This is a genomic window from Sphingomonas sp. GM_Shp_1, from assembly GCF_026540895.1.
Classification (GTDB): Bacteria; Pseudomonadota; Alphaproteobacteria; order Sphingomonadales; family Sphingomonadaceae; genus Sphingomonas.
The window spans coordinates 36,681-63,275 of sequence record NZ_JALNUR010000001.1 but is presented as its reverse complement, the minus strand read 5'-3'; the positions used below and the strand labels follow the sequence as shown (position 1 = coordinate 63,275).

Sequence of the window (26,595 nt, the reverse complement as noted above, 5' to 3'; positions counted from 1 at the left end):
TATGGGGGCTCTTCCGACGTTCGACACCGCATTGGCGGCCAGCGTGCTCGATTGGTGGCATGACGCGGGCGTCGACTTACTGGTCGAGGAGGAACCCCGCGACTGGATGGCCGCCGAACCGGTGCGGCCCATCGCCTTCACGCCCCCTGCGCCGACCATGGCGAGTGCTACGCCCGCCATGCATGGCGGCGTGGTCGCGCTGGCCCCGGCACAACCCACGCTCCTTCCCGATACGCTGGAGGCGTTCCTGGCATGGCGATTGTCGGACGCCGCGCCGGAGACGGCATGGGACGGCATATCGCTCGCCGCGACGGGGCCGGTCGACGCGAAGCTGATGGTGTTGGTCGATTGCCCCGACCGCGACGACGGCGACGCGGGACAGATCCTGTCCGGCGCGCCGGGCCGGTTGTTCGACCGGATGCTGGCCGCGATCGGCCAGTCGCGGGAGACGGTTCACATCGCATCGGTCTGCGCACGCCGCCCGCTGGCCGGACGCGCGCCCGCCGGGCTGGAGGCGCGACTGGCCGAGATCGCGCTTCACCATGTCGGCCTGGTCGCCCCGCGCGGGCTGCTGCTGCTGGGCAATGCGGCAAGCCGTGCCGTGCTCGGGACCGAACTCATCAGCGCACGCGGACATTCACACGAACTTGATCATAAGAACGGCAAAAGCAGGGCGATCGCCAGCTTCCATCCCCGCTTCCTCATCGAGAAGCCGATGGCCAAGGCGGAAAGCTGGAAGGACTTGCAGATGCTGATGGGGGATATGCGAGGATGAAACCGGGGCAGCTTGTTGCGTATCTGCTGACCATGGGGGCGATGATCGCCGCCGGCCAAAGTGCCTCCGCCGCTCCGACCGAACCCGCCGCCGGTGGCGACGCGCGGGTTTCCCTCCCCGCCAAGGCGCCGCCCAGCATCCCCGCATTGCTCGATCCCGATCAGAAGGCGGGATATGCCCGCGTCTTCTCTGCGATCCGCGAAAGCCGCTGGACCGATGCGCAGCTCGAACTCGACGCGCTGAAGCCCGGCCCGCTCCATGCGATCGCCCGCGCCGAACTCTATACCGCCAAGGGCTCGCCCAAAGTCGATGTCGAGCGGCTGGTCGCGCTGCTCAATGAAGCCCCCGAACTGCCCCAGGCCGAGCAGCTTGCCCGCCTCGCCCGGTCGCGCGGCGCACACGACCTGCCCCCGCTGCCGGAGGCGCATAACCTGATCTGGCAGGACGGCGCACCCCGCCGCGTCCGGGCCAAGAGCGTGAAAAGCGACATGATCGCCGCCGATCTGGCGGTGAAGATGCAACCCTTCGTCAAGGCGGATGACGGCCCCTCCGCCCAGGCATTGCTCGAATCGACGCAAGGCCTGTCGCCCGAGGCGCTGACCGAATGGCAGCAGAAGGTCGCCTGGATTTATTTCCTGATGGGCGACGATGCCAATGCCCGCACGCTGGCCGCCAAGGCCGCCGAGGGCTATGGCGAATGGGCGGTGCAGGGTCGCTGGACCGTCGCGCTGTCGGCCTGGCGCCAGAATGACTGCCAGACCGCCGCGACCGCGTTCGAGGGTACCGCCGCGCGCGCCACCGATGTCGATCTGCGCGCCGCCGCGCTCTATTGGGCCGCCCGCGCCGACATGGTCTGCGGCCGTCCCGACCGGATCGAGGGACGGCTCCGCTCCGCCTCGCAATTCCGCGAGAGCTTCTATGGCCAGCTCGCGCGTCAGGCGTTGGGGATGCGCGGCGAGCGGGAGCCGCGCGGACAGTTGGTCGCGACCGACTGGGCCGCGCTGGATCGACGCCCCAACATCCTGGTCGCCGCCGCGCTGGTCGAGATCGGCGAGACCGACCTGGCCGATCAGGTGATCCGCCAGCAGGCGCGGATCGGCCAGCCCACCGAGTTCCGCAACCTTGTCCGCCTCGCCGAATCGCTCGACCTGCCCGCGACGACGGTGTGGCTGGCGCACAACTGCCCCGCCGGTGTCACCGCGACCGCCGAGGCGCGCTATCCGACGCCGAGCTGGAAGCCCGACAGCGGCTGGCGTGTCGACAAGGCGCTGGTCTATGCCCACACCCTTCAGGAAAGCGGGTTCCGCAACAAGGTGGTCAGCCCGGCGGGCGCATACGGCCTGATGCAGATCATGCCCGCCGCCGCGACCGACTTCGCCCGCGAACGCGGCGTGTCGATCGACCGCTCGGCACTGACCAAGCCGTCGACCAATATGGATATCGGCCAGCGCCATCTGGAGCGGCTCCGCGACATGACCGGCATCACCGGCGGCCTGCTGCCCAAGGTGATCGCGGCCTACAACGCCGGGCCCAAGCCGGTGGGCGAGTGGAACAGCATCGTCCGCGACAATGGCGACCCGCTCCTCTATATCGAGAGCATTCCCTATTGGGAGACGCGCGGATACGTCACCATGGTCCTGCGCAACTATTGGATGTACGAAAGCCAGACCGGCAAGGCCAAGTCGCCCAGCCGTTCCGCGCTGGCGCAAGGTCTGTGGCCGCGCTTCCCGGGCTTGCCGGGGGCCAGTGCGGTCCGTCTGCAACGCCCCAACGTCGCGCAGGCGAGCGTGCCCCCGAAGACGACGATCGCCCTGAACGCCACGATCAGCCCGCAATCCAGCACGGCGGTCCCTCAGGCGAATTGAGCGCGGTCGCGGGCGGCGTCGCTTGGCCTTCGACTTCGCTCAGGCCGGACGGACTGCGGGTTGTGCGGAACGGGGAATGACCGCGTTGCCTCCATCCCCAACCTCCGTTCATGCTGAGCGCGGTCGAAGCGCACGCCCCGGCACTCGCCAAATGGGGATGGGTACAAAAGTCGCCCTTCCACTCCCCCTCTGCACCACCCCGGCGAAGGCCAGGGTCCAGTTGCGGAGCGATGGGAGCAACTTACCTGTGCCACGCCAACGGGATCCCGGCTTTCGCCCTTGTAAAAGTGCAGGCCGGACGGAAGAAATAGTCCCCCAACCCCGTTCGCGCTGAGCGAAGTCGAAGCGCACGCTCCACCACCTGCCCAGCCGCCCCCGATATCCCCACCCGAGCGTTCAGCCGCGAAACCCAGTATCGAAAGCCGCCATGCCCATCGACACCACCCGCCCCTTCCTTCCCGTCCGCATCGCGGTGCTGACCGTTTCCGACACCCGCTCACTGGCCGAGGATCGCTCGGGGGATACGCTGGTCGGGTTGCTGACCGAGGCGGGGCATGACCTGGCCGAGCGGACGATCCTGCGCGACGATGTCGATCATATCGTCGCGCAACTCCATCGCTGGATCGACGACGCGAGCATCGACTGCATCCTGACCACCGGCGGGACCGGGGTGACCGGGCGCGACGTGACCCCGGAAGCGGTCGAACGGGTCGCGACCAAGATGATCCCCGGTTTCGGCGAACTCTTCCGCTGGCTCAGCTTCCAGACGATCGGCACTTCGACCATCCAGTCGCGCGCCTGCGCCTGCGTCGCGCGTGGCACCTATATCTTCGCGCTGCCCGGCTCGACCGGCGCGGTCAAGGACGCCTGGAACGGCATATTGCGCGACCAGCTCGACAGCCGCCACCGTCCCTGCAACTTCGTCGAGTTGATGCCGCGCCTGCTGGAGCGCTGATCAGTCGGCCTGCATCGCCGCCAGTTCATGGCCGTCGACGTCGCGGAAATGAAAGCGCCGCCCGCCCGGAAAGGCGAAGATCGGCACGCTGATCGCCCCACCCGCGCGCTCGACCGCCGCCTGTGCCGCCTCCAGATCATCGACGCGGATCACCGGCAACGGCGCCGCCACCTTATCGGACGCGGCGTCCAGGCCAAGGTCGGTGTCGCCGCTCATCGTCGCGGCATAATCCGGCCCGAAATCGGTGAAGCTCCAGCCGAACGCCTCGGCATAGAAACGCTTGGCTTCCGCCCGATCGGAAACCGGAAGCTCCAGATAATCGAACCGCGCCATGATCACCTCCTGATGTTCTTGATACGTTCCGATTGATGATCTAATCTGACCGCATGGTCAAGCGCGATTCCTCGGACGTCATGGTCCCTTTCACGACGGTGCGCCCATGTCGAAAATGACGGGGCGCGGCGCGACGGGAAATGCGACGAGCAGGCGTTTCAACCTGCCCGAGCATGAGGCGGACGGCGACTGGCTGGACCAGCGCCCGCTGATCGATGGCGAGCCGCCCAAGCTGCGGACGAGCGTGACGGTAGTCAAATCCCGGACGATCCTGACCCGCAACAGCTCGCCCGATGTGCCGTTCAGCCAGTCGATCAACGCCTATGGCGGCTGCGAGCATGGCTGTATCTATTGCTTCGCGCGGCCGACCCATGCCTATCACGATCTTTCGCCGGGGTTGGACTTCGAAACCCGGCTGTTCGCCAAGCCCGATGCGGCGGCGTTGCTCCGCGTCGAACTCGCCAAGCCGGGCTATGCGGTTACGCCGATCGCCTTGGGGACCAACACCGATCCCTATCAGCCGATCGAGCAGCAATGGCGTATCACGCGACAGATATTGGAGGTGCTGGCCGAGACCGATCACCCCGTCACGATCACCACCAAGTCCGACCGGGTGGTGCGCGACCTCGACATTCTGGCACCCATGGCGGCTAAGGGGCTGGCGACCGTCTGTGTCTCGGTCACCTCGCTCGACGCGCGCCTGTCGCGCACGGTCGAGCCGCGCGCGCCGACGCCCGAGCGACGGCTGGCCGCTGTGGCGAAATTGGCGGCGGCGGGTGTCCCGACCTATGTCTCGATCGCGCCGGTCATCCCGGCGATCACCGATCACGAGATCGAACATCTGGTCGCCCGCGCGGCGGAAGCGGGCGCGCGTCACGCCTTCTTCATCCCCGTCCGCCTGCCGCACGAGGTCGCGCCCCTGTTCCGCGCCTGGCTCGACACGCATTTCCCCGATCGGGCGGGCAAGGTCATGGCGATCATCCAGTCCTTGCGCGGCGGACGTGACAATGATCCGGGTTTCTTCACCCGCATGAAGGGCCAGGGCCCTTGGGCGGAGCTGCTGCGCGTCCGCTTTCACCGTGCATGCCGGTTGCACGGACTGAACCGCGACCGACCCATGCTCGACACCAGCCGGTTCCGTCCGCCCAAAGGCCCGCAAGGCGAGCTATTCTGAGGATCGTCCCTGTCGGCCGATGCGTTGGGGGCAGGAAGGAGAGCGACGATGACGACCAACCCCGAGCCTACCCAGCCCAATTCAATCCCGAACGAGGACGAAGCCGACAGCTCGGGTGCGGGCTATGGCAATCATGGCGATGCCGATGAGGAAGAGCAGGACCGGCGCGAAGTCGGCGGCTGATCGGCCCCATAACGTCATGCCGGCGCAGGCTGGCATCTTTGGCGAGGAAACAGCGCCTTCGCCAAAGGCCCTAGCCTTCGCTAGGGCGACGAGCGGCTGTTACCCGACCAACGCCAAGCGCGCTTCGGACGACTTCATCTCGACGGCCTTCACGCCGGGCAAATCCTCGATATGGCTCGCCAATTCGGCGTCCAGCAAGAAATTGCGCCCCAGCGTCAGCAGCGTATCGCCATCCGCGCCCTTGATCCGCGCCCGCACCTCGCCGCGTCCGTTGCGCAAGGGGTCGAGCATGGCGTGCAGGGCCTTGAACGCGATCCTGTCGGTCACCGTCACCTCGACCACGAATTTCGCCGTGCTGGCAAGGCCGTCGAACAATTGCACCCGCTTGATGCTGACACGCGGTGCTTCCTCGCCGGGGCGGCGGTCGAGTTCGACGGTGATCAGCGCGCAATCGCCTTCCTTGGCTGCCTTCTCCAGATCGGCCGCGACGGAATCGTCGAAACAGGTTGCCAGGAACTGCCCCGTCGCATCCGATAGCTGCGCCATCATGTAGCGCTTGCCGCGTGCCGAGGTCCGCCAGCGGGCATCCTCGACCAGCGCCGCCATGGTCGCGCCGATCCGCGCGCCGTCGTCGGGGATGATCAGCTCGGTCAGCGAGGTGTAAGTCCGCGCGCCGTGCATCTTGGCGATATGCGCATGGCGGTCGACCGGATGCGCCGAGAAGTAGAAGCCGAACGCCTCCTTCTCCTGCTCCATCCGCTGCGACAGGGTCCAGCGCACGCCCGAAGGCAGCTTGATGGCGTCGCCCGCCACTTCCGTCTCGCCGAACAACCCGCCCTGCCCGCTGGTCCGCCCCTCATGGGTGCGCGCGGCGATGGCAAGGACGGTTTCGGCGACCGCATGGACACCCGCGCGGTTGGGCTCGATCCCGTCGAACGCCCCCGCCGAGGCCAAGGTCTCCAGCTGGCGCTTGTTCATCAGGCGCGGATCGACCCGCTTGGCCAGCGCATCCAGCGAGGCGAAGGGGCCGCCCGCCTCACGCTCGACGACCAGCTTCTCCATCGCCCCCTCGCCCACCGACTTGAGCGCGCCCAGCGCATAGCGGACGGCCAGGCCATCCTCATGTGGCTCGACGTCGAACTCGGCCTGGCTGGCGTTGATGCACGGGGGCAGCATCGCCACACCCATGCGCCGCGCGTCATCGACGAAGATCGCCAGCTTGTCGGTCAGCGCCATGTCGTAGCACATCGACGCGGCATAGAATTCATGCGGGTGATGCGCCTTCAGCCACGCCGTCTGATAGGCGAGCAGCGCGTAAGCGGCGGCGTGGCTCTTGTTGAAGCCATAGCCTGCGAACTTGTCGATCAAGTCGAACAGCTCGTTGGCCTTTTGCGCGGGAATGCCGTTCACCTCCTGGCATCCCTTGACGAAGATGGCGCGCTGCGCGTCCATCTCCGCCTTGACCTTCTTGCCCATCGCGCGGCGCAACAGGTCGGCGCCGCCCAGCGAATAGCCCGCCAGGATCTGCGCGGCCTGCATCACCTGTTCCTGATAGACGAAGATGCCGTAGGTCTCGGACAATATCTGTTCGAGCAGCGGGTGCGGGTAGACGATCTCCTCGGTCCCCTGCTTGCGGCGACCGAAGCTGGGGATATTGTCCATCGGCCCCGGCCGGTACAGCGACACGAGCGCGATGATGTCGCCGAAATTGGTCGGCCGCACGGCGGACAGGGTGCGCCGCATCCCTTCCGATTCCAGCTGGAACACGCCGACCGTGTCGCCCTTCTGGAGCAGGGCGTAGGTCGCTTCGTCGTCCCATGCCAACGCGCCGAGATCGACCTCGACCCCGCGCTTGGCGAGCAACTGCACCGCCTTTTGCAGGACGGACAAAGTCTTGAGGCCAAGGAAGTCGAACTTGACCAGCCCTGCGCCCTCGACGAACTTCATGTCGAACTGCGTGACCGGCATGTCCGAACGCGGATCGCGATAGAGCGGCACCAGCTGCGCCAGCGGCCGGTCGCCGATCACCACGCCGGCGGCGTGGGTCGAGGAGTGACGCGGCAGGCCCTCCAGCTTGGTGGCGAGGTCGAGCAACCGGCGGACCTGGTTGTCGTTGGAATATTCCTTCGCCAGTTCCGGCACGCCGTTCAGCGCGCGCTTCAGGTCCCAGGGGTCGGTCGGGTGATTGGGCACCAGCTTGGCGAGGCGGTCGACCTGGCCATAGCTCATCTGGAGCACACGACCGGTGTCCTTCAACACCGCGCGCGCCTTCAGCTTACCGAAGGTGATGATCTGCGCGACCTGATCGCGGCCATATTTCTCCTGGACATAGCGGATGACCTCGCCACGCCGGGTTTCGCAAAAGTCGATGTCGAAGTCGGGCATCGACACGCGCTCCGGGTTCAGGAAGCGCTCGAACAGCAGGCCCAGCTTCAGGGGATCGAGGTCGGTGATGGTCAGTGCCCAGGCGACGACCGAGCCAGCGCCCGAACCACGGCCCGGCCCCACGGGGATGTCATGGTCTTTCGCCCATTTGATGAAGTCGGCGACGATCAGGAAATAGCCTGGGAAGCCCATCTGGATGATGATGTCGACCTCGAACTTCAATCGCTCGTGATAGGCCTCGCGCCAGCCGGGCTCGCCCTCGCCCTCCAGTTTGGCGATGCGGTCGAGCCGCGCCTCCAAGCCCGCAAAGGCGTCGCGACGGAGCATCTCCGCCTCGCCCTCGCGGTCGCCCGCCAGGCTGGGAAGGATGGGCTTGCGCCACGGGGCCATGACGGCACAGCGCTGCGCCACGACCAGGGTGTTGTCGATCGCCTCGGGCAGATCGGCGAACAACTGCTTCATCAGTTCCGCAGGCTTGAGCCACGCCTCGGGCGAGCTCTTCGGGCGGTCGTCCATTTCCACATATGTGGAATTGGCGATGCAGAGCATGGCGTCATGCGCGTCGCGGAACCCGCTATCGGCGAAGCAGCAGGGGTTGGTCGCGACCAGAGGCAGGTCGCGGTCATAGGCCAGGTCGATCAGATCCTGCTCCGCCGCCATCTCCACGGGATCGTCGCGGCGCGCCAGTTCGACGTAGAGCCGGTCGCCGAAGATCGCCTGGAGCCGGTCGCAATAGGCCTTCGCCCGGTCGGGTTGCCCTTCCGCAAACAGCCGCGCGATGCCGCCCTCGCCCCCGGCGGTCAACGCGATCAGGCCGGTGCTGAACTTTTCCAGCACGTCGAAGCCGACATGCGCGGCCAGTTCGATGGGCCGCTCCAGATGCGCGGCCGAGACAAGCGCGCACAGATTGTCGTAACCGGTCATGTCCTGCGCATAGAGCGCGATCCAGTCGACCATGGGCGCGACATTGTCGGGCATGTCGGGCCGCGCGACGCCCAGCATGGTGCCGATGATCGGCTGCACCCCCGCCTTCTTCGCGGCGTCCGAAAAGGCCATCGCGGCATAGAGCCCGTTGCGATCGGTCAGGCCCGCGGCGGGAAAGGCGTTCGCCTTGGCCTGGGCCGCAATCGCCTTCGGGTCGATCGCGCCGTCGAGCATCGTGAAGGAGGAAAAGATGCGAAGGGGCACATAACCGGAATGCATGTCCCACCCCTATCCCAGCGCGCGTGATTCGACCAGCGCGGAACCCGCCGCAAAGCGAACCGTTACGACAACAGAACATCGGTTCAGAATGCGGGACAACGACGATGACCGATACAGATCGTTCCTTTGCGACATCCCCCCGTCCCGGCGCGGGCTGGGGTTGGATTTTGGCATATGGTGTGCTCTCGGCGCTGCTGGGCCTGGCGGCTTTCGTCTTTCCGGTGCCCGCGACATTGGCCGCGACGCTGGTGATCGGGGCGTTCTTCCTGGCGTCTGGCATCGTCGCGATCGGCGCGGGCATCTTCGGCAAGGGCCATGAAGGGCGAGGCTATGCGATCGGCTTCGGCCTGATCTCGCTCGTCATCGGGCTGATCATGGCGTTCGAACCGGCGACCGGTGCGATCTCGATCACCCTGCTCGTCGCGGTGTGGCTGGGCCTTCGTGGCGCGCTGGAGATCGGGCTGGGCGCGCGGATGCGGCGGCGGCGCGGCTGGATGATCGCGCTGGGGGTGCTCAACATCGTGCTGGCGCTGTTCGTGCTGGCGACCTTGCCGTGGAGCGCGATGACGCTGCCGGGTTATATCCTGGGGCTCAGCTTCTTCTTCGGCGGGGTCACCTCGATCGCCTCTGCGCTGGACCACAAGAAGGGGGCGAGTGCCTTCTCGATCTGAGCTAGTCCCTTGGCCTTCGACTTCGCTCAGGCCGAACGGGGGTTGGGGGAAGCATCCTCAAGCCCGTTCGCGCTGAGCGAAGTCGAAGCGCACGTTCCGCCCTATCAGAGCAGCGCCTCAATGTCCTTCGCCAAGTCCTCGGGCTTGGTCGTGGGCGCATAGCGAGCCACCACCTTCCCCGAACGATCCACCAGGAATTTGGTGAAGTTCCACTTGATCGCCTTGGTCCCCAGAACGCCGGGCGCTTCCGCTTTCAGCCACTGGAACAGCGGATCGGCCCCGTCGCCATTGACCTGCACCTTGGCCAGCACGGGGAAGGTCACGTCATAGGTCAGCGTACAGAAATTCGCGATCTCCGCCGCATCGCCCGGCTCCTGCGCGCCGAACTGGTTACAGGGAAAACCCAGCACGGTCAGCCCCTGCCCCGCATATCGGCGATGCAGCCCCTCCAGCCCCTCATATTGCGGGGTGAAACCGCATTGGGACGCGGTGTTGACGATCAGGACCACCCGCCCCGCATAGGCCGACAGATCGACGGCGGAACCGTCCGCCGCCAGGACGGTAAAATCCGCGATCCCGCTCATCGGTGTTTCCCCAGCAGATAGTCGAGATTGGCGCGCACGCCCGGCCATTCGTGGCGAAGGATCGAATAGACCACGCTGTCACGAACGCGGCCATCGGCCATGACCTGATGTCCGCGCAACACCCCGTCCTTCTTCGCGCCCAACCGCTCGATTGCCGCCTGGCTGCGCAGGTTGAGCGCATCGGTGCGGATCTGGACGGACTGGCACTCCATCGCGTCGAAGGCATGGGCCAGCAGCATCCGCTTCGCCTCGGTGTTGACGCCGGTCCGCTGGACGCGGGTGGCGTAGAAGGTGCCGCCGATTTCCAGCCGCCGATGCTGCGGGGCCATGCGCATGTAGCGGGTCGTGCCGACCACCTGGCCATCTGGCGTCGCGACGGTGAAGAGCAGGGCGCGACCGATATCCCGCTCCTTCAGCGCCGCCGCCAGCCAGCGTTCGGGCACCTTCATCATCGAGACATTGGCGTAGAAGATGTTCCAGAGATCGCCTTCGCGCGCCGCCTCGACCAACGCGGGCAAATCGGCCTCCACGAACGGGCGGAGCGTGACATGGCGCCCGGTCAGCGTCGGCGTCTCGCTCCAGGCATTCATTGCAGGCGACCCTCATGCAGCCGAACCACCCGGTCCATCTTCATCGCAAGTCGTTCGTTATGCGTGGCCACCAGCGCCGCCGAGCCTTCCCCGCGCACCAGCCGCAGGAATTCGGCCAGCACCACTTCGGAGGTATGCTCGTCCAGATTGCCGGTCGGCTCGTCCGCCAGCACCAAGGGCGGCTGGTTGGCGAGCGCACGGGCCACCGCCACACGCTGCTGCTCGCCGCCGGACAACTGGCTCGGCCGGTGGGTCAGCCGGTGTCCCAAACCGAGTGCAGTGAGCAGACCCTTGGCGCGCTCATCGGCGGCGGCGGGCAGCTTGCCCTGCACCAGTTGCGGCAACACGACATTCTCGATGGCATTGAAGTCCGGCAGCAGGTGGTGGAACTGGTAGACGAAGCCCAGATAATCGCGCCGCGCGACGGTGCGGCCATGGGCGTCCAGCTTCGACACCTCCTCGCCCGCGATGCGGATGGAGCCGGAAAAGCCGCCCTCCAGAAGGCCGACTGCCTGGAGAAGCGTCGACTTGCCCGAGCCGGACGGGCCCAGCAGCGCGACGATCTCGCCCGGCGCGACGGCCAGGTCGACGCCGCGCAGCACTTCGATGGTCTGGCCGCCTTGGGTGAAGCTGCGCGACAGCTCGCGCGTCTCCAGCACCGGCTGGGCCGTGCGGGGTTCCGGGGCGACGCCCATGCGGATGATCGGATCATTCATAGCGCAACACCTGAACCGGGTCCGTGCTCGCCGCCTTCCAGGCGGGGTAGAGCGTGGCGAGGAAGGAGAAGACCAGCGCCATCGACGCGATCACGATGACCTCCACGGGGTCGGTCTTGGAGGGCAGCTCGGTCAGATAGCGGATCGAGGGATCCCACAGATTCTGACCCGTCACGAACTGGACGAAATTCACCACGCCCTGTCGGTAGAACAGGAACACCGCGCCCAGCGCCAGCCCCGCGACCGTGCCCAGCGCGCCGATGGTCGTGCCCACCGTCATGAAGATGCGCATCAGGCCGCCGCGCGTCGCGCCCATCGTCCGCAGGATCGCGATGTCGCGGGTCTTGGCGCGGACCAGCATGATCAGCGAGGACAGGATGTTGAACACCGCGACCAGAATGATGATCGACAGCACGGTGAACATCGCCACCCGCTCGACCGCCAGCGCCTCGAACAACTGCGCGTTCATCGTCCGCCAGTCCGCGATCACCGCGCGTCCGCCCAGCTTGTCGGCCAGCGGCGCCAGGATCTGGCCGACCCGGTCGGCATCCACCGTCTGGATCTCGACCATGCCGACCGTATCGCCCATCAGGAGCAAAGTCTGCGCATCCTCGATGGGCATGATCACATAGGCCTTGTCATAGTCGTAGACCCCGATCTCGAAGATCGCCCCGACCGTGTAGCTAACGATGCGCGGCACCGTGCCGAAGGGGGTCGTCTGCCCCTGCGGGCTGATCAGCGAAATCTCGGAGCCGACGCTGGCGCCCAGCGCCTCGGCCAGGCGGCTGCCGATCGCGATACGGCCGCTGCCGGGCGTGACGCTGTTCAGATTGCCCATGACGATCTTGGAGCGGATCGCGGAGTTGCCGCGAATATCGGCGACACGCATGCCGCGGACCAGCACCGCCTCGACCCGGCCATTATAGCTGGACATCAAAGGTTGCTCGATCATCGGCACCGCACTGGTCACGCCCGGCGTCGCCCGGGCGTCGCGCACGATGTCGCGCCAGTCGGGCAGGCGACCGCCCACCCCCTGCACCACGGCATGGCCGTTCAGCCCGACGATCTTGTCGAACAGCTCGGCGCGAAAGCCGTTCATCACGCTCATGACGATGATGAGCGCGGCGACGCCCAGCATGACCGCGACCAGGCTGATCGAGGCGACGAGGAAGATGAACGCCTCCCCCTTGCCCGGCAGCAGATAGCGCCGCGCGATCATCCGTTCGTAACGAGACAGGATCATTGAGGTCCGATCGATCCATGAAGAAGACGAAATGCCCGCAGGCTGTAGGAGCGCCGCCGGGTGCTGGCAATGCCGCGCCCGGTTCGGCTTGCAAAACCGGCGACTCCGGCGATTGTTGCGCGCGTGCCACACAGCCGCGCCAATCGTAGCGCGGATGCCGCAAGAGGGATGACAAGCCCGCCCTTCCTAACGTACCACAATCTTACTGAGACACAGGCAGCAACGGCCGTGGTTCGGGGATTGCTCCAACGCTCACCCAAAGAGGTTGATGCGGGAGCGGGAAAAGGGGGCTGACGAGCGATCGTCACGCAGGCGCCCGGATCGGAAACGGTCCGGGCGTTTGGCATTCGGGCACCGACACGATCGCTCCACGCTCGGGAAAAGCCACCGGAACCGGCCAGGGAAACGGGGAGCTTCCAGACTTCCGTCCCCAGATGCCGGCCCGGCGCCCGTTCACGGGACCTTGGCTATACCAAATCAAGATGAACCGAATGTGGACGAATCCTGTGATTCGTCCCCCAATCCTCCCCATCTCCGATGGGGAGGGGGACCGCTCGCGAAAGCGAGTGGTGGAGGGGCAGGCAACGCCCGCGAAGGTCCCCGCCCCTCCACCACCGGGCTAACGCCCGGCGGTCCCGCTCCCCAAGCATAGCTTGGGGAGGAATTGATCAGAACGACTTGGAAATCGTGAACCCATAGGTCCGCGGATCGCCAGGCTGCCCGACGATCAGACCGGTCGAGCCCGACTGGGTCGCCAGCAACTCATAGTAATTGTGATCGAACAGATTGCGCACCCAGACGAAGGCGTTCCAACTGCCCGGCGCCTTGAACCCCGCTCGCACGTTGGACAGGCTGTAGCCGTTGATATCGGTATAGGCCGAGCGTGACGGATTGGACGAGAATTTCGACCGATAGCTGCCATCGTAACCGAGATAGAATTGCCCCTCGGTCCCCGCCACGGTCGCGGGCAGGTCATATTCCGCGCCATAGGAAAAAGCCCAGCGCGAGACGCCCGGCAGCCACTGGCCCGAGATGTCGCAATAAGGCAGCGAATTGCCCGGCGTCCCAGCCGCCGCCGGAGTGCCGACGATCTGGCCGTTCACCACCGGCAGCGCGGTGCCGCCCGACAATTCCGGCGGGCAAGGCGCATTGGTGAAGCGGGTGTAGCGCGCATCGGTAAAGGCCGCATTGGCATAGACGTTGAACCGGTTGGTCGGGCGGAAGGCCGAGTCGATCTCCACCCCTCGCGTCCGCACCCGCCCCGCATTGGCGAGATAGCCGCGCAGGACGTTGACCTGCAGGTTGTTCACCGTCGCCTGGTAATCGCCGATCTCGGTCCAGAAGCCCGCGATGTTCACCGTCGCGCGCCGGTCGGCGAACTGGGTCTTCAGCCCCAGCTCGAAATGGTTGACCTTTTCGGGCCGCACGGTCTGCGTCGCCAGGATCGGGTTGTTCTGCGCGTCGAGCGGCAGGCCCGACAGGTTGATGCCGCCCGACTTATAGCTGCGCGCATAGGTCGCGTAATAATGGACGTTGGGGTTGAACTCATAGGCGATGGTCAGGTCGCCCGACAGGTTCCAGTTGGTGAAGGACGGCGTGTAATTCTGCGGCGCCAGAACGCCGCGCTGGTCGCTGGTCAGCGTCGTGGAGCCCGCCCCGTTGGTCACGGTCGACACATAGGAGCCGTCCTTGCGGTCATAGTTGAGCCGCAGGCCGGGCGATACCGACAGACGGTCATCGACATGCCAGGTCAGCTTGCCGAACAGCGCCGCCGAGGTATTGGTGAAGCCGATCGTATTGCGCGCGGTCAGCCCGTTGAGCGTCGCCGGATCGCGCCCGCCCGCACTGGTCGGGTTGAGCAGGAAGGCGCTCGCCGCCGGGCCCTGGACCTGCAAGCCTTGCGTGTCGATCGACTGCCAGAAATAAAAGGCGCCCAGAACGTAATCGAGCGTCCGCTTGCCGTTCGACGCGATACGGATTTCCTGCGTCACCTGGCTCTGCTGCGACGGATTGGCGGACACGGTGGTGATCGGCAGGCCGATAAAGTCGCGGTCGTTGGACGGGTCCCAATGCCAGAAGCGCCACGCCGACACGCTGGTCAGCGTCGCCTCGCCGACATCCCAATTGGCGACCAGCGACAGCCCGCCCAGTTCCTGCTTGGCACGCAGATCGGTATCGACATCGGTCAGCCGATCAAAGGCATTGGTCGAGGGCACGCTATAGCCTTGCGCCGCCGCCAGCGCGGCATATTGCCGATTGAGCGGTCGCTGCGTCGCGCCGACCCGCGCATAATATTGGACGCAGCAATTGGGGTTCTGCCGCGCATAATCGCCGGACAGGGTCAGGTCGAGCGTCGGGGTCGCATGCCACAGGAACTGGCTGCGCAGCGACAGATTGTCCTGACTGTTCTGCCATTCCTGCTGACGCGTGTTCCAGATGGTGCCGCGCCGCGTGGTGATCGAGGTCGACAGGCGGACCGCCACCTTGTCGTCGACCAGCGGGCCCGAGACCGACGCCTTGCCCTGAAAGAAATCGTAATTGCCTGCGCTCAGTTCGACCCGCGCCTCGGGCGTGAAGCTGGGTGCGCGGGTGATGATGTTGATCGCGCCCGCCGTGGTGTTCTTGCCATAGAGCGTACCCTGCGGCCCGCGCAGCACCTCGATCCGCTCGGTATCGGTGAAGTCGAACGTCGCCGAGGCGATGCGGCTGTAATAGACCTGATCGACATAGATGCCGACGCCCTGCTCGATCCCGTCATTCGTCAGGCCGAACGGCGCGCCCAGCCCGCGGATATTGGCTGCCGAATTGCGCGGGTTGGTCGAATAGAATTGCAGCGTCGGCTGAATCTGGGTCAGCCGGTTGACATTGTACGTCCCCGTCTCGGCCAGCGCGGTGCCGCCGATCACCGACATGGCGATGGGAACGCTCTGGATCGTCTCGGCGCGCCTGCGCGCGGTGACGACGACATCGCCCCCACCCTGTTGCGCGGTACCGAGGCGTCCTTCGGGGCGGCCCTCTTGAGTGGCGGGTGCAGTCACGACCGATGTTCCTTGCGGATCGGTTGCTCGTTCGGAAGCGGTCTGGGGCGTGGTGGCCTGGGCGGCCAGGATGAGCGCGAGGGTCAAGGACATGGAAGCTCCCCTTTTGATTTCATATCCTATTCACACATGGTTTTAGTAGGCATTCAAGCGAGCCATGGCTTGGCCGATCCGAAGATTTGCTTTCCGATCCGAAAAGGCTCTTGAAGCCTTTTGTTCGTGAACCATATGGGTTCGCGTGCGACGCCGATACCGGGCCGCACGGATGGGTCGAGCCGCCCCGTGCCGGGGCGATCCGGCCGATCCCGTTTCAATTCGCTTCTGATGGAGGTTTTGACATGCGTATCGATCTGACTCCGTATCGCCGTTCGACCATCGGCTTCGATCGGCTGTTCGATCTGCTGGAGGCCAATTCCCGGGCCAATTCGGCGGAGAATTACCCTCCCTTCAACCTCGAACGTCTGGCCGACGATCGCTACCGCATCACCCTGGCGGTGGCGGGCTTCAGCCGTGACGAGATCGAGATCACCGCGCAGCAGAACATGCTGCTCGTCACCGGCAAGAAGGATGAGAAGGCGGGTTCGCCCAACTTCCTCCATGTCGGGATCGCCAATCGCTCGTTCGAGCGGCGCTTTGAACTGGCGGACTTCGTGTTCGTCGAGGATGCGCGCCTGAACGACGGCCTGCTCGTCATCGACCTCGTCCGCGAGGTGCCCGAGGCGATGAAGCCCAAGACGATCGCGATCAAGACGGGCCAGCCGCTCGCGGCGGTGGAACATCACGCCGACAAGGCCGACGAGGCCAAGGCGGCGTAAGAGGCTCGACGTCTTTCCCTCCCTAAAGACGTCGCGGGGCGTCCGGACCGACGGGTCCGGGCGCCTTTTGTTTTAGGGCTGAGCGCACGAAGCAAGCCCTGCTCCTCCCCAAGCTTGCTTGGGGAGGGGGACCATCGCGCCAGCGATGGTGGAGGGGCGATGACGGACCGGCCATGCCCCTCCACCACGCCCTTCGGGCGCGGTCCCCCTCCCCGAGCTAAGCTCAGGGAGGAATAGATTTGCCCCCGTTCACGCCCCGCCAAAAAGAAAACCCCGCCTCCATCAGAAGGCGGGGTTTGGAAATCACACCAACCGGCTCTGCTTCACCGCCGCTTCGACGAAGCTGGCGAAGAGCGGGTGCGGGTCGAAGGGTTTGGACTTCAGTTCGGGGTGGAACTGCACGCCGACGAACCAGGGATGGTCGGGCCGCTCGACGATTTCCGGCAGGGTGCCGTCGGGCGACATGCCGCTGAACACCAGGCCGCCCTTTTCCAGCGCGTCCTTATAGGCGGTGTTGACCTCGTACCGGTGGCGATGCCGCTCCGAGATGTCCTCGCTGCCATAGATGGAGCCAACCACGCTGTTGCCCGCCAGCTTCGCCTGATAGGCGCCCAGCCGCATCGTGCCGCCCATGTCGCCGCTGGCCTCGCGCTTCTCCAAGCCATCGCGGCCCATCCACTCGGTGATGAGACCGACCACCGGCTCGGAGGTCGGACCGAACTCGGTCGAAGAGGCGTCCGCGATCCCCGCCAGATGCCGCGCGCCCTCGACGCACGCCATCTGCATCCCGAAGCAGATACCGAAATAAGGTACCCGACGCTCGCGTGCGAAGCGAACCGCCTCGATCTTGCCCTGTGCGCCGCGCTCACCGAACGCGCCGGGGACCAGAATCGCGTGGCAGGGTTCGAGCTGCTGCGCGATCTCGCTCTCGTCGCCCTCGAACAGCTCGGCGTCGATCCAGCGGATATGGACCTTCACCTTGTTGGCGATGCCGCCATGCACCAGCGCCTCGTTGAGCGACTTATAAGCGTCCTGAAGCCCGACATATTTGCCGACCACGCCGATCGTGACTTCGCCTTCGGGATTGAAGAGGCGATCGACGATCTCGGTCCAGCGCGACAGGTTCGGAGCACCTTCCGGCTCGATCCCGAACGCGCGGAGCACTTCCGAATCGAGACCCTCGGCATGGTATTGGAGCGGCACGGCGTAGATGCTCGGCGCATCCAGCGCGGGAATGACGGCGGAGGGCGGCACGTTGCAGAACAGGGCGATCTTGGCCCGGTCCGAAGCGGGCAGCGGATGCTCGCAGCGGCAGACCAGCACGTCGGGCGACACGCCGAGTGCGGCGATCTCGCGCACCGAATGCTGGGTCGGCTTGGTCTTCAGCTCACCCGCCGCCGCGATGTACGGCACCAGCGTGACGTGGATGCTGATCGACTGACCGCGACCCAGCTCGTTCTTGAGCTGGCGGATCGCCTCAATGAAGGGCAGCGACTCGATGTCGCCGACCGTGCCGCCGATCTCGCACAGGACGAAATCCAGATCCTCGCCATTCTCGTCGACCGTATCGGCCCGCGCGAACGCCTTGATCGCGTCGGTGACGTGCGGGATCACCTGGACGGTCGCGCCCAGATAGTCGCCGCGCCGCTCGCGCTCGATGATCGTCTTGTATATGCGCCCCGAAGTGACATTGTCCGACTGGCGTGAGGCCACGCCGGTGAAACGCTCATAGTGACCCAGGTCGAGATCGGTCTCGGCCCCGTCGTCGGTCACATAGACCTCGCCATGCTGATACGGGCTCATCGTGCCCGGATCGACGTTGAGATAGGGATCGAACTTGCGGATGCGGACGCGGTAACCGCGTGCCTGCAAAAGAGCCGCAAGAGAGGCCGCCATGAGGCCTTTGCCGAGCGACGAAACCACGCCGCCGGTGATGAAGATATACCGCGCCATGGGAAGAATCGCCTAGCTTGGATGGGGTGGATACGACAACAGCAAAGATGCGCGCCGCCGTCGATTTGCGGCGGCGCGTTGGCCTAAGCTGTTATAAAAACGAGGTTTAGCGTGCGAGCGGAACCGCCGAATTATCGACGGGCTGCGCCGGTGCCGGGGCCGCCGCATTGTCCGACGGAACGGGTGCGGGTGCCGGCGCGGTGATCGGCGCCTGAGTCGCGGGCGTGCGCGCCAGCGAGGTATCGATGGCAGGCGCGCCGCGCGTCGCCGCCAGCACGGCCAGCAGGATCGAGAAGCCGACGAACGCCGTCGCCAGCACCGCCGTCGCGCGGCTGAGGAAGTCCGCCGCACCGCGCGCCGACATCAGCCCCGACGGGCTGCCCCCCATGCCCAGACCGCCGCCTTCCGACTTCTGCATGAGGATCACCGTGACCAGGGTCGCGGCGATAAGAGCGTGGATGACGAGCAGAAATGCGAACATGAGGCGCGTGTGATCCCGATTGAGGGGTGTGCGAAACCGCGCACATAGGCGAGCCGGGGGGCGGGATCAACCATGCGGGGCCAAACCCCGTCCCCCCAGCTTGCTCGGGCAGGAGGACAGCGCTCGCAGTGCGTAGCGAAGGGTCCTGTCCGCCCGTCCCGCCCTCGCCATCATCGCCGACATCATGGCCCCTCCCCGCGCAAGTTCCGGGAAGAATGGAAATCCGTTGACCCAAGTTGTTCATCCCGGTGGAACAGGAGTGAAACCACCACCGATAAAGGGCGTTATGACTTCGAAACAACGCCCGGCAAAGCCCGGCTCAGCTATTGGAATCGCCACCCGTGTCCCACCCACACGAAGCTCAGTCGCTGTTGGCCTGGATGAGCGCCCTGGTCGATTATGTCCGTTCGGGCGAGCCCGACCTGACCAATCGGCAGATGGCCCTGCTTCTGGTCGTCTACCTTCGCCCGGGGCCCCATACCGTGCGCGGTTTGGCGCGCGCTTTGAACGTCTCGAAACCCGTCGTCACCCGTGCCTTGAATAGACTAGGAACGCTGGGCTATCTGCGCCGCCAACGCGATGATAGCGACAAGCGTAACATCTTTGTCGCCAGGACACCTGAAGGGGCGGACTTTCTTGAAGAATTCGGACATTTCATCGGCGCTGGCGACGCCCCCGGCCTCCAGCGGGCCAGCGCGTAAGAGCTTCGCGCTCCAGGGTCGGAGGGCGAGTCTCGACCCGCGGACCCATGCGGTCCGTCCCGATCTGGCCGATGTCCGGCTCGCTGAATACGTATTCGCGCCGCATTATGCCGCCCCCCTGCCCTATCGTACCAATGCGCCCGTGACCTTGCGCGAAGGACGCGCCATGGACAGCATGGTGCTGGCCGAGCTGGCTGCGGGCGAAACCTTCGAGGTGCTGGAGGTCGCGGGCGGCCAGGCTTGGGGCATTGCCCCCGTCATGGGGCTGGTCGGCTATTGCGATGCCGGCAAGTTGGAGCAGGTGCAGTGACGAAGACGGTTTTCATCGACGGCGGCGCAGGCACGACCGGGCTGGAGATCGCCGACCGGCTGTCCGGGCGGCCCGACCTGTCGATCCTGACGCTGCCCGATGATCGCCGCAAGGACGCCGCCGCACGCGCCGAGGCGATCAACGACGCCGATTTCGTCATCCTCTGCCTGCCCGACGATGCCGCGCGCGAGGCAGTGTCGCTGATCGCCAACGACCGGACGCGGGTGGTCGACGCCTCGACCGCGCACCGCACCGCCGAGAACTGGGTCTATGGCTTTGCCGAACTGGAACCCGATCAGCAGGCGAAGGTCGCCTCCGCGCGCTTCGTCTCCAACCCCGGCTGCTACCCTACGGGCTTCCTGGCGCTGGTCCGTCCGCTCGTCCGCGCAGGCATCATCCCCGCCGATTTCCCGGTGACGGTCAACGCCGCCTCGGGCTATTCGGGCGGCGGCAAGGCGATGATCGCGGAATATGAGACGGCGACCCACCGCGCCTTCCGCCCCTATGGCCTGTCGCTGGCGCACAAGCATGCGCCGGAGATGCAGCGGCATTCGGGCCTTGCCCATGCCCCGATCTTCGCACCGTCCGTGGTCGACACCTATCGCGGTATGGTCGTGGAGGTGCCCCTGCCCCTTTACGCCCTGCCCGGCGCGCCCTCGCTCGACCGGGTCGCCGACACGCTGGCCCAGGCTTATGCCGATAGCCGCATCGTGACCTTTTCGGCCGAGACGGCCGCGGCGGTGAATATCGAGGAAAATGCCGGAACCGACCGGATGACCTTGCGCGTCTGCGGCAATGCGGCCACGGGTCAGGCGAGACTGATCGCCACGCTCGACAATCTGGGCAAGGGTGCCGGGGGGGCGGCGGTCCAGAATTTGAACATCATGGCCGGGCTCGATCCGACCGCCGGCCTCGTGCTCTAAGGAGACGTCATGACGCGCAATCCCGTTGGCAAGCTGCTGCTGTTCGGCGCGACCGGCGACCTGTCGCAGCGCATGTTGCTGCCATCGCTGTTCAATCTTCATTCCGACGGTCTGCTGCCCGAAGAACTGACGATCACAGGCACAGCCCGGTCGGACCATGACGACGCCAGCTTCCGGGACTTCGCGGCGAAGGCGCTCGACACCTTCCTGCCGGACGACCGCAAGGACGCCGAAAAAATCGCCGGCTTCTTAAATCGATTGCAGTATCAGTCGCTGGATGCTTCCTCGACGGAAGGTTTCCCCACGCTGGCGGAGAAGGTCGGCGACGTCTCCAACGGTCTCGCCATCTATCTGTCGACCGCGCCCAGCCTGTTCGAATCGACCATCAAGGGCCTCGAATCGGTCGGCCTGGCGGGTGAGACGGTGCGGATCGGCCTGGAAAAGCCGCTCGGCTACGACCTTGCTTCGTCGAAGGAGATCAACGACGCGGTCGCGTTCGGCTTCCCCGAGGAGCGGACCTTCCGCATCGACCATTATCTGGGCAAGGAAACCGTCCAGAACATCCTGGCGCTGCGCTTCGGCAATTTCTTCTTCGAACCGATCTGGAACGCGCACGGCATCGACAATGTGCAGATCACCATTGCCGAGACGGTGGGGCTGGAGGATCGCGCGGGCTATTACGAAGGCGCGGGCGCGCTGCGCGACATGGTGCAGAACCATATCCTGCAACTGCTCGCCCTCATCGCGATGGAGCCGCCGGCGCGTTACGACGGCACTGCGATCCGCGACGAGAAGGCCAAGGTCTTCCGCTCGCTGCGCCTGATGACGCCGGAGGAGGTGCCGCACAACACTGTCACCGGCCAATATTCGGACGGCGCGGTCGGCGGCAAGATCGTCGGTTCCTATGCCGACGAACTGGGCAAGCCGTCCAAGACCGAGACCTTCGTCGCGATCAAGGCGCATGTCGACAACTGGCGCTGGCAGGGGGTGCCCTTCTACCTGCGCACCGGCAAGCGGATGGCCGCGCGCCGCTCCGAAATCGCGATCCAGTTCAAGCCGGTACCGCATTCGATGTTCGCCGGGCGCGGTGGCATCCTTCAGCCCAACACGCTGATCATCCGCCTTCAGCCGGAGGAGTATATCCAGCTGCTGGTGATGGCGAAGGAGCCGGGCCTCGACCGCGAGGGCCTGCGCCTGCGCGAGGTGCCGCTGAACCTGTCGCTCGACGCCGAGTTCGCCGGCACCCGCCGCCGCATCGCCTATGAGCGGCTGCTGCTCGACCTGATCGAGGGCGACCAGACGCTCTTCGTCCGCCGTGACGAGGTGGAGGCGCAATGGACCTGGATCGACGCGATCCGCGCCGGCTGGGATGCCGCCGACGTGAAGCCCAAATCCTATCCCAGCGGGAGCTGGGGCCCCTCCGCCGCCATCGCCCTGACCGAGCGTGACGGCGTGACCTGGCAGGACGACTGACCATGCGCGCCTGAACGGCGTGCTGTGATCGGCAGGGCCGGTCCGCTGTCTGTGGCGGACCGGCCCTGCCCCGAAATATTTCAGGACAGGATGACATGACCGACGAAATCGAATGGTGGGATTATGAAGACACCACCGAAATGGCGGACGCCCTGGCGGGCGACATCCAGTTCATCATCGAAAGCGCGATCGAGGCGCGAGGCGCGGCGGTGATCGCGCTGTCGGGCGGCAAGACGCCGATCCCGGTCTATGAGAAGCTGGCCAAGGCCAAGCTCGACTGGAAGCGCGTGACGATCATCCCCGCCGATGAGCGTATCGTGCCGCTGGGCGACCCGCTGTCCAACATCACGATGATCGGCAAGATCTTCCTGCCCAAGGGTGCGCGGGTGATGCCGATCGTGCCGCAGGCGACGTCGGACTATAAGGCCGCCGGTCGCTCGGCCGATGCGCTGATGCAGGAACTGCACTGGCCGCTCGACCTGGTGCTGCTGGGTGTCGGCGGCGACGGGCATACCGCCTCGATCTTCCCCGGCCCCGATTATGATGAGGCGCTCAACGGGCCGAAGGAGCGCCGCGCGCTGGGCGTCATGCCCGATCCGCTGCCGCCCGAAGCACCGGTGGCGCGCGTGACGCTGAGCCGTGCGGGGATCGTCTCTGCCCGGTCCATCATGATCGCCATTTCGGGACCGGCCAAGAAAAAGGTTCTTGAGGACGCGATCAAGGAAGGCGCATCCTCGCCCTATCCGATCGGCCGCGTCCTGGCCGAGGTCGAACTGCCGATCGACATCCACTGGAGCGAGCAATGAGCCTGAATGCCGCCGTCTCGGCCGTCACCGACCGGGTCATCGAACGCTCGAAGCCCGGACGGCAAGCCTATCTCGACCTGATCGAGCGTGAGGCGGAGACGGCGGTGCGCCGCCCGAATCTGGGCTGCGCCAACCTCGCCCATGCCTACGCCGGGACCGAGGAAGACCGCGACGCCATGAAGGCGGATCGCGGCATGAACATCGGCATCGTGTCGGCCTATAACGACATGCTGTCGGCCCATGCGGTCTATTACCGCTACCCCGAACTGATGAAGGTCTGGGCGCGCGAGGTGGGTGCCACCGCACAGGTCGCAGGCGGCGTGCCCGCCATGTGCGACGGCGTGACACAGGGCTATGCGGGCATGGAACTGTCGCTGTTCAGCCGCGACACCATCGCGCTGTCGACGGCGGTGGCGCTGAGCCACGGCACCTTCGAGGGCGCGGCGCTGCTCGGCATCTGCGACAAGATCGTGCCGGGCCTGCTGATGGGGGCGCTGCGCTTCGGCCATCTGCCGATGATCTTGGTGCCCGGCGGCCCGATGCCGACCGGCCTGCCCAACAAGCAGAAGGCCGCCGTTCGCGAAGCCTTTGCCGAGGGTAAGGCGGGGCGCGAGGAGCTGCTCGATGCCGAGATCGCCGCCTATCATTCCAAGGGCACCTGCACCTTCTACGGCACCGCCAACACCAACCAGATGATGATGGAGGTGATGGGCCTGCACATGCCGGGCGCCGCCTTCGTCAATCCGGGCACCAAGCTGCGCCAGGAACTCAGCCGCGCCGCCGTCCATCGCCTCGCCGCCATCGGCCAGCGCGGCGAGGATTACCGGCCCTTGGGGCGCTGCGTCGATGAGAAGGCGATCGTCAACGCGGCGGTCGGTCTGCTCGCGACCGGCGGCTCGACCAATCACCTGATCCACCTGCCCGCCATCGCACGCGCGGCGGGGATCGTCATCGACTGGGAGGATATGGACCGCCTCTCGGCCGCCGTGCCGCTGATCGCGCGGGTCTATCCCAATGGCTCGGCGGACGTGAACGGGTTCGAGGCGGCGGGCGGCATGCCCTATGTCATTCGCGAACTGCTGTCGGAGGGGCTGCTCCACCGCGATATCATGACCGTCGCGGGCAAGGATCTGTCCGACTACGGCCAGACCGCCGTGATCGAAGATGACAAACTCGCATGGAAGCCGGTCGGCAACAGCGGCGACGAGACGATCCTGCGCCCCGCCGCCGTGCCCTTTTCGCCCGATGGCGGCATGCGCATCCTCTCGGGCAATCTGGGCCGCGCCTGCATCAAGGTATCGGCGGTCGAACGCGAGCGCTGGATCATCGAGGCGCCCGCACGCGTCTTCTCCGACCAGTCCGAAGTCCAGGCGGCGTTCAAGGCGGGCGAACTGGAGCGCGACGTCGTCGTCGTGGTCCGCTTCCAGGGCCCCAAGGCGAACGGCATGCCCGAACTGCACAAGCTGACCCCGCCGCTGGGCGTGCTCCAGAACCGGGGCTTCAAGGTGGCCCTGGTCACCGATGGTCGTATGTCGGGCGCCAGCGGCAAGGTGCCCTGCGCGATCCATCTCAGCCCGGAGGCGATCGGCGGCGGCGCGATCGGCCTGATCCGCGACGGCGACATCGTCCGGCTCGATGCGGTCGAGGGGACATTGAACGCGCTGGTCGATCCGGCCGAATGGGCTGCGCGCCAACTGGCCGAAACGCCTGCGCCGGTTCAGGGCATGGGCCGCGAGTTGTTCGCGCTGTTCCGCCAGGCCGCCGACGAAGCCGAAAAGGGCGCGTCGCCGGTCCTGGCCGGCGCGGGCCTGTAAAGAACAACGGGGAGGACATCATGGAAATCGTAGCCGTCGACATCGGGGGCACGCATGCGCGCTTCGCGATCGCCGAGGTCGAGGACGGGCGCGTCGTCAAGCTGGGCGAGCCCTGCACGCAGAAAACCGCCGAACACGCCTCGCTGCAAACCGCATGGCAGGCGTTCGAGGCGCATATCGGTCGCCCGCTGCCCAAGGCCGCCTCGCTCGCCATTGCCTCGCCGATCACCGGCGACGTGATCCGCATGACCAACAATCCGTGGGTCATCCGCCCCTCGCTGATCCCCGAGCGGCTGGGCGCGGACGTCTATACCGTCATCAACGATTTCGGCGCGGTCGGCCATGCCGTCGCGCAGGTGCCGCAAGAGGATTTCCTCCATATCTGCGGTCCCGAGGAGCCGATGCCCGAACATGGCGTCGTCACCGTCTGCGGCCCCGGCACCGGCCTGGGCGTCGCGCAGGTATTGCTGACGCCGCAGCGTTACCATGTCATCGAAACCGAGGGCGGGCATATGGACTATGCCCCGCTCGACGGGATCGAGGATGCGATCCTGAAGCGCCTGCGCCGCACCTATACCCGCGTGTCGTGCGAGCGGATCTGCTCGGGCCCCGGCATCATCGCCATCTACGAAACGCTCGCCTCGCTGGAGGGCCGCGCGGTGCCCAGCCGCGATGACCGCGAGATCTGGACCGAGGCGCTGGAAGGGACCGATTCGATCGCGCTCGCCGCGCTCGACCGTTTCTGCCTGGCGCTAGGCGCGGTCGCTGGCGACTTCGCACTGGCGCAAGGGGCCAAGACCGTCGTCATCGCGGGCGGCCTGGGCTTCCGCATCAAGGACAAGCTGCTGCGCTCGGGCTTCGACCAGCGCTTCGTCGCCAAGGGCCGCTTCCAGTCGCTGATGGCGCGCATCCCCGTCAAGCTCATCACCCATCCCCAGCCCGGCCTGTTCGGCGCGGCCGCGGCCTTCGCACAGGAGCATACATGACCGACATCGCCACCATCATGCGCACCAGCGCGGTCATCCCCGTGCTGGTCATCGACGACGCCGCCACCGCCAAGCCTCTTGCCGAGGCGCTGGTCGCGGGCGGCCTGAAGGTGCTGGAAGTGACGCTGCGCACCCCCGCCGCGCTAGAGGCCATGGCCGAGATGAAGAAGGTGCCCGGCGCGATCGTCGGCGCAGGCACCGTGGTCAACGAGGCGCAGTTGCGCGACGTGGCGGATGCGGGCGCCGAGTTCATCGTCTCGCCGGGTCTGACCGACCGGCTGGGCGCGGCGGTGATCGAGAGCGGCATCCCCTATCTTCCCGGCATCGCCAATGCGGGCGACATCATGCGCGGGCTCGACCTGGGGCTGACGCATTTCAAGTTCTTCCCGGCCGAGACCAGCGGCGGGCTGAAGGCGCTGAAGGCACTGGCCGCGCCCTTCTACCAGGCGCGCTTCTGCCCGACCGGCGGCATCACGGAGGCGAGCGCCCCCGACTGGCTGGCCTTCGACCGCGTGCTGTGCGTCGGCGGAAGCTGGGTGACCGGCGGTTCGATGGCGGACGTCGAAGCCAAGGCGCGCGCGGCGGCGGCGCTGCGCGGCTAACCCCCGTTCCTCCCCA

General features: G+C 66.2%; 24 protein-coding genes. 15 read left to right on the top strand and 9 right to left on the bottom strand.

Annotation, left to right across the window (positions count from 1 at the left end; genetic code table 11):
- Position 1 precedes the first annotated feature (1 nt).
- From OXQ33_RS00320 to moaB, 3 genes are all read left to right on the top strand, one after another.
- Complete coding sequence (locus tag OXQ33_RS00320) at positions 2 to 775, top strand: uracil-DNA glycosylase (RefSeq protein ID WP_267432471.1); 774 nt, start codon at positions 2 to 4, stop codon at positions 773 to 775.
- Positions 772 to 2,640: a lytic transglycosylase domain-containing protein gene (locus tag OXQ33_RS00315; protein ID WP_267432469.1), complete on the top strand. Its 1,869-nt coding sequence runs from the start codon at positions 772 to 774 to the stop codon at positions 2,638 to 2,640. Before OXQ33_RS00320 ends, OXQ33_RS00315 begins: the two co-directional genes overlap by 4 nt.
- 427 nt (positions 2,641 to 3,067) lie before the next feature.
- A complete protein-coding gene (gene moaB / locus OXQ33_RS00310; RefSeq protein WP_267432467.1) occupies positions 3,068 to 3,595 on the top strand; it encodes a molybdenum cofactor biosynthesis protein B in 528 nt (175 codons plus the stop codon).
- Here moaB and OXQ33_RS00305 read toward each other — a convergent pair whose 3' ends face one another.
- Positions 3,596 to 3,928 carry a VOC family protein gene (locus OXQ33_RS00305; protein WP_267432465.1) on the bottom strand — a complete coding sequence of 111 codons (333 nt, stop codon included), beginning with the start codon at positions 3,926 to 3,928 and terminating at the stop codon, positions 3,596 to 3,598. It abuts the gene before it with no gap.
- Between the two features lie 106 nt (positions 3,929 to 4,034).
- On the opposite strand from OXQ33_RS00305, the gene OXQ33_RS00300 reads away from it, so the two are divergent.
- Both OXQ33_RS00300 and OXQ33_RS00295 read left to right on the top strand, forming a co-directional pair.
- Complete coding sequence (locus OXQ33_RS00300) at positions 4,035 to 5,102, top strand: PA0069 family radical SAM protein (protein WP_267432463.1); 1,068 nt, start codon at positions 4,035 to 4,037, stop codon at positions 5,100 to 5,102.
- Positions 5,103 to 5,150: 48 nt separating this feature from the next.
- A complete protein-coding gene (locus OXQ33_RS00295; protein WP_267432461.1) occupies positions 5,151 to 5,285 on the top strand; it encodes a hypothetical protein in 135 nt (44 codons plus the stop codon).
- A 99-nt stretch (positions 5,286 to 5,384) separates the two neighbouring features.
- Here OXQ33_RS00295 and dnaE read toward each other — a convergent pair whose 3' ends face one another.
- Positions 5,385 to 8,873 (bottom strand): DNA polymerase III subunit alpha, encoded by a 3,489-nt coding sequence (gene dnaE, locus OXQ33_RS00290; protein ID WP_267432459.1) that lies wholly within the window; start codon positions 8,871 to 8,873, stop codon positions 5,385 to 5,387.
- A 167-nt stretch (positions 8,874 to 9,040) separates the two neighbouring features.
- Between dnaE and OXQ33_RS00285 the strand changes: the two genes are divergently transcribed.
- Positions 9,041 to 9,544 carry a DUF308 domain-containing protein gene (locus OXQ33_RS00285; protein ID WP_267432457.1) on the top strand — a complete coding sequence of 168 codons (504 nt, stop codon included), beginning with the start codon at positions 9,041 to 9,043 and terminating at the stop codon, positions 9,542 to 9,544.
- A gap of 104 nt (positions 9,545 to 9,648) precedes the next feature.
- Here the strand turns inward: OXQ33_RS00285 and OXQ33_RS00280 are convergent, their stop codons facing one another.
- The 5 genes from OXQ33_RS00280 to OXQ33_RS00260 all read right to left on the bottom strand — a co-directional run bounded on the left by OXQ33_RS00280 (position 9,649) and on the right by OXQ33_RS00260 (position 15,808).
- The gene (locus OXQ33_RS00280) at positions 9,649 to 10,128 is read right to left on the bottom strand and encodes a glutathione peroxidase (RefSeq protein WP_267432455.1); all 480 of its coding nucleotides are present in this window, start codon (positions 10,126 to 10,128) and stop codon (positions 9,649 to 9,651) included.
- A complete protein-coding gene (locus OXQ33_RS00275) occupies positions 10,125 to 10,718 on the bottom strand; it encodes a GNAT family protein (protein ID WP_267432453.1) in 594 nt (197 codons plus the stop codon). Before OXQ33_RS00275 ends, OXQ33_RS00280 begins: the two co-directional genes overlap by 4 nt.
- On the bottom strand, positions 10,715 to 11,413 hold the full coding sequence (locus tag OXQ33_RS00270; RefSeq protein WP_267432709.1) for an ABC transporter ATP-binding protein: 699 nt from the start codon (positions 11,411 to 11,413) through the stop codon (positions 10,715 to 10,717). Before OXQ33_RS00270 ends, OXQ33_RS00275 begins: the two co-directional genes overlap by 4 nt.
- Positions 11,414 to 11,426: 13 nt before the next feature.
- A complete protein-coding gene (locus OXQ33_RS00265) occupies positions 11,427 to 12,677 on the bottom strand; it encodes a lipoprotein-releasing ABC transporter permease subunit (protein WP_267432451.1) in 1,251 nt (416 codons plus the stop codon).
- A 668-nt stretch (positions 12,678 to 13,345) separates the two neighbouring features.
- Positions 13,346 to 15,808, bottom strand: coding sequence for a TonB-dependent receptor (locus OXQ33_RS00260; protein ID WP_267432449.1), 2,463 nt, complete (start codon positions 15,806 to 15,808; stop codon positions 13,346 to 13,348).
- A 245-nt stretch (positions 15,809 to 16,053) separates the two neighbouring features.
- On the opposite strand from OXQ33_RS00260, the gene OXQ33_RS00255 reads away from it, so the two are divergent.
- The gene (locus OXQ33_RS00255) at positions 16,054 to 16,530 is read left to right on the top strand and encodes an Hsp20 family protein (protein ID WP_267432447.1); all 477 of its coding nucleotides are present in this window, start codon (positions 16,054 to 16,056) and stop codon (positions 16,528 to 16,530) included.
- A 303-nt stretch (positions 16,531 to 16,833) separates the two neighbouring features.
- On the opposite strand, the gene OXQ33_RS00250 is transcribed toward OXQ33_RS00255, so the two are convergent.
- Both OXQ33_RS00250 and secG read right to left on the bottom strand, forming a co-directional pair.
- The gene (locus OXQ33_RS00250; protein ID WP_267432445.1) at positions 16,834 to 18,483 is read right to left on the bottom strand and encodes a CTP synthase; all 1,650 of its coding nucleotides are present in this window, start codon (positions 18,481 to 18,483) and stop codon (positions 16,834 to 16,836) included.
- Positions 18,484 to 18,589: 106 nt separating this feature from the next.
- Positions 18,590 to 18,964: a preprotein translocase subunit SecG gene (secG, locus tag OXQ33_RS00245; protein WP_267432444.1), complete on the bottom strand. Its 375-nt coding sequence runs from the start codon at positions 18,962 to 18,964 to the stop codon at positions 18,590 to 18,592.
- 380 nt (positions 18,965 to 19,344) lie between these two features.
- Here secG and OXQ33_RS00240 point away from each other — a divergent pair, with 380 nt between their 5' ends.
- The 8 genes from OXQ33_RS00240 (at position 19,345) to eda (ending at position 26,579) form a co-directional block, all read left to right on the top strand.
- Positions 19,345 to 19,665 (top strand): MarR family transcriptional regulator, encoded by a 321-nt coding sequence (locus OXQ33_RS00240; RefSeq protein ID WP_175311482.1) that lies wholly within the window; start codon positions 19,345 to 19,347, stop codon positions 19,663 to 19,665.
- Positions 19,601 to 19,975, top strand: coding sequence for an SH3 domain-containing protein (locus OXQ33_RS00235; RefSeq protein ID WP_346015328.1), 375 nt, complete (start codon positions 19,601 to 19,603; stop codon positions 19,973 to 19,975). The genes OXQ33_RS00240 and OXQ33_RS00235 overlap by 65 nt, the downstream gene beginning before the upstream one ends.
- Entirely contained in the window at positions 19,972 to 20,898 is a 927-nt protein-coding gene (gene argC, locus OXQ33_RS00230; RefSeq protein ID WP_267432439.1) for an N-acetyl-gamma-glutamyl-phosphate reductase, read from the top strand. The genes OXQ33_RS00235 and argC overlap by 4 nt, the downstream gene beginning before the upstream one ends.
- Positions 20,899 to 20,907: 9 nt before the next feature.
- Entirely contained in the window at positions 20,908 to 22,371 is a 1,464-nt protein-coding gene (zwf, locus tag OXQ33_RS00225) for a glucose-6-phosphate dehydrogenase (RefSeq protein WP_267432438.1), read from the top strand.
- 95 nt (positions 22,372 to 22,466) lie between these two features.
- Positions 22,467 to 23,177, top strand: a complete 711-nt coding sequence (pgl, locus tag OXQ33_RS00220; protein WP_267432436.1) for a 6-phosphogluconolactonase — start codon at positions 22,467 to 22,469, stop codon at positions 23,175 to 23,177.
- Positions 23,174 to 24,991, top strand: a complete 1,818-nt coding sequence (gene edd, locus OXQ33_RS00215) for a phosphogluconate dehydratase (RefSeq protein ID WP_267432434.1) — start codon at positions 23,174 to 23,176, stop codon at positions 24,989 to 24,991. The genes pgl and edd overlap by 4 nt, the downstream gene beginning before the upstream one ends.
- A 20-nt stretch (positions 24,992 to 25,011) precedes the next feature.
- Positions 25,012 to 25,977, top strand: a complete 966-nt coding sequence (gene glk, locus OXQ33_RS00210; RefSeq protein ID WP_267432433.1) for a glucokinase — start codon at positions 25,012 to 25,014, stop codon at positions 25,975 to 25,977.
- Positions 25,974 to 26,579 carry a bifunctional 4-hydroxy-2-oxoglutarate aldolase/2-dehydro-3-deoxy-phosphogluconate aldolase gene (gene eda / locus OXQ33_RS00205; protein ID WP_058752815.1) on the top strand — a complete coding sequence of 202 codons (606 nt, stop codon included), beginning with the start codon at positions 25,974 to 25,976 and terminating at the stop codon, positions 26,577 to 26,579. Before glk ends, eda begins: the two co-directional genes overlap by 4 nt.
- Positions 26,580 to 26,595 lie beyond the last annotated feature (16 nt).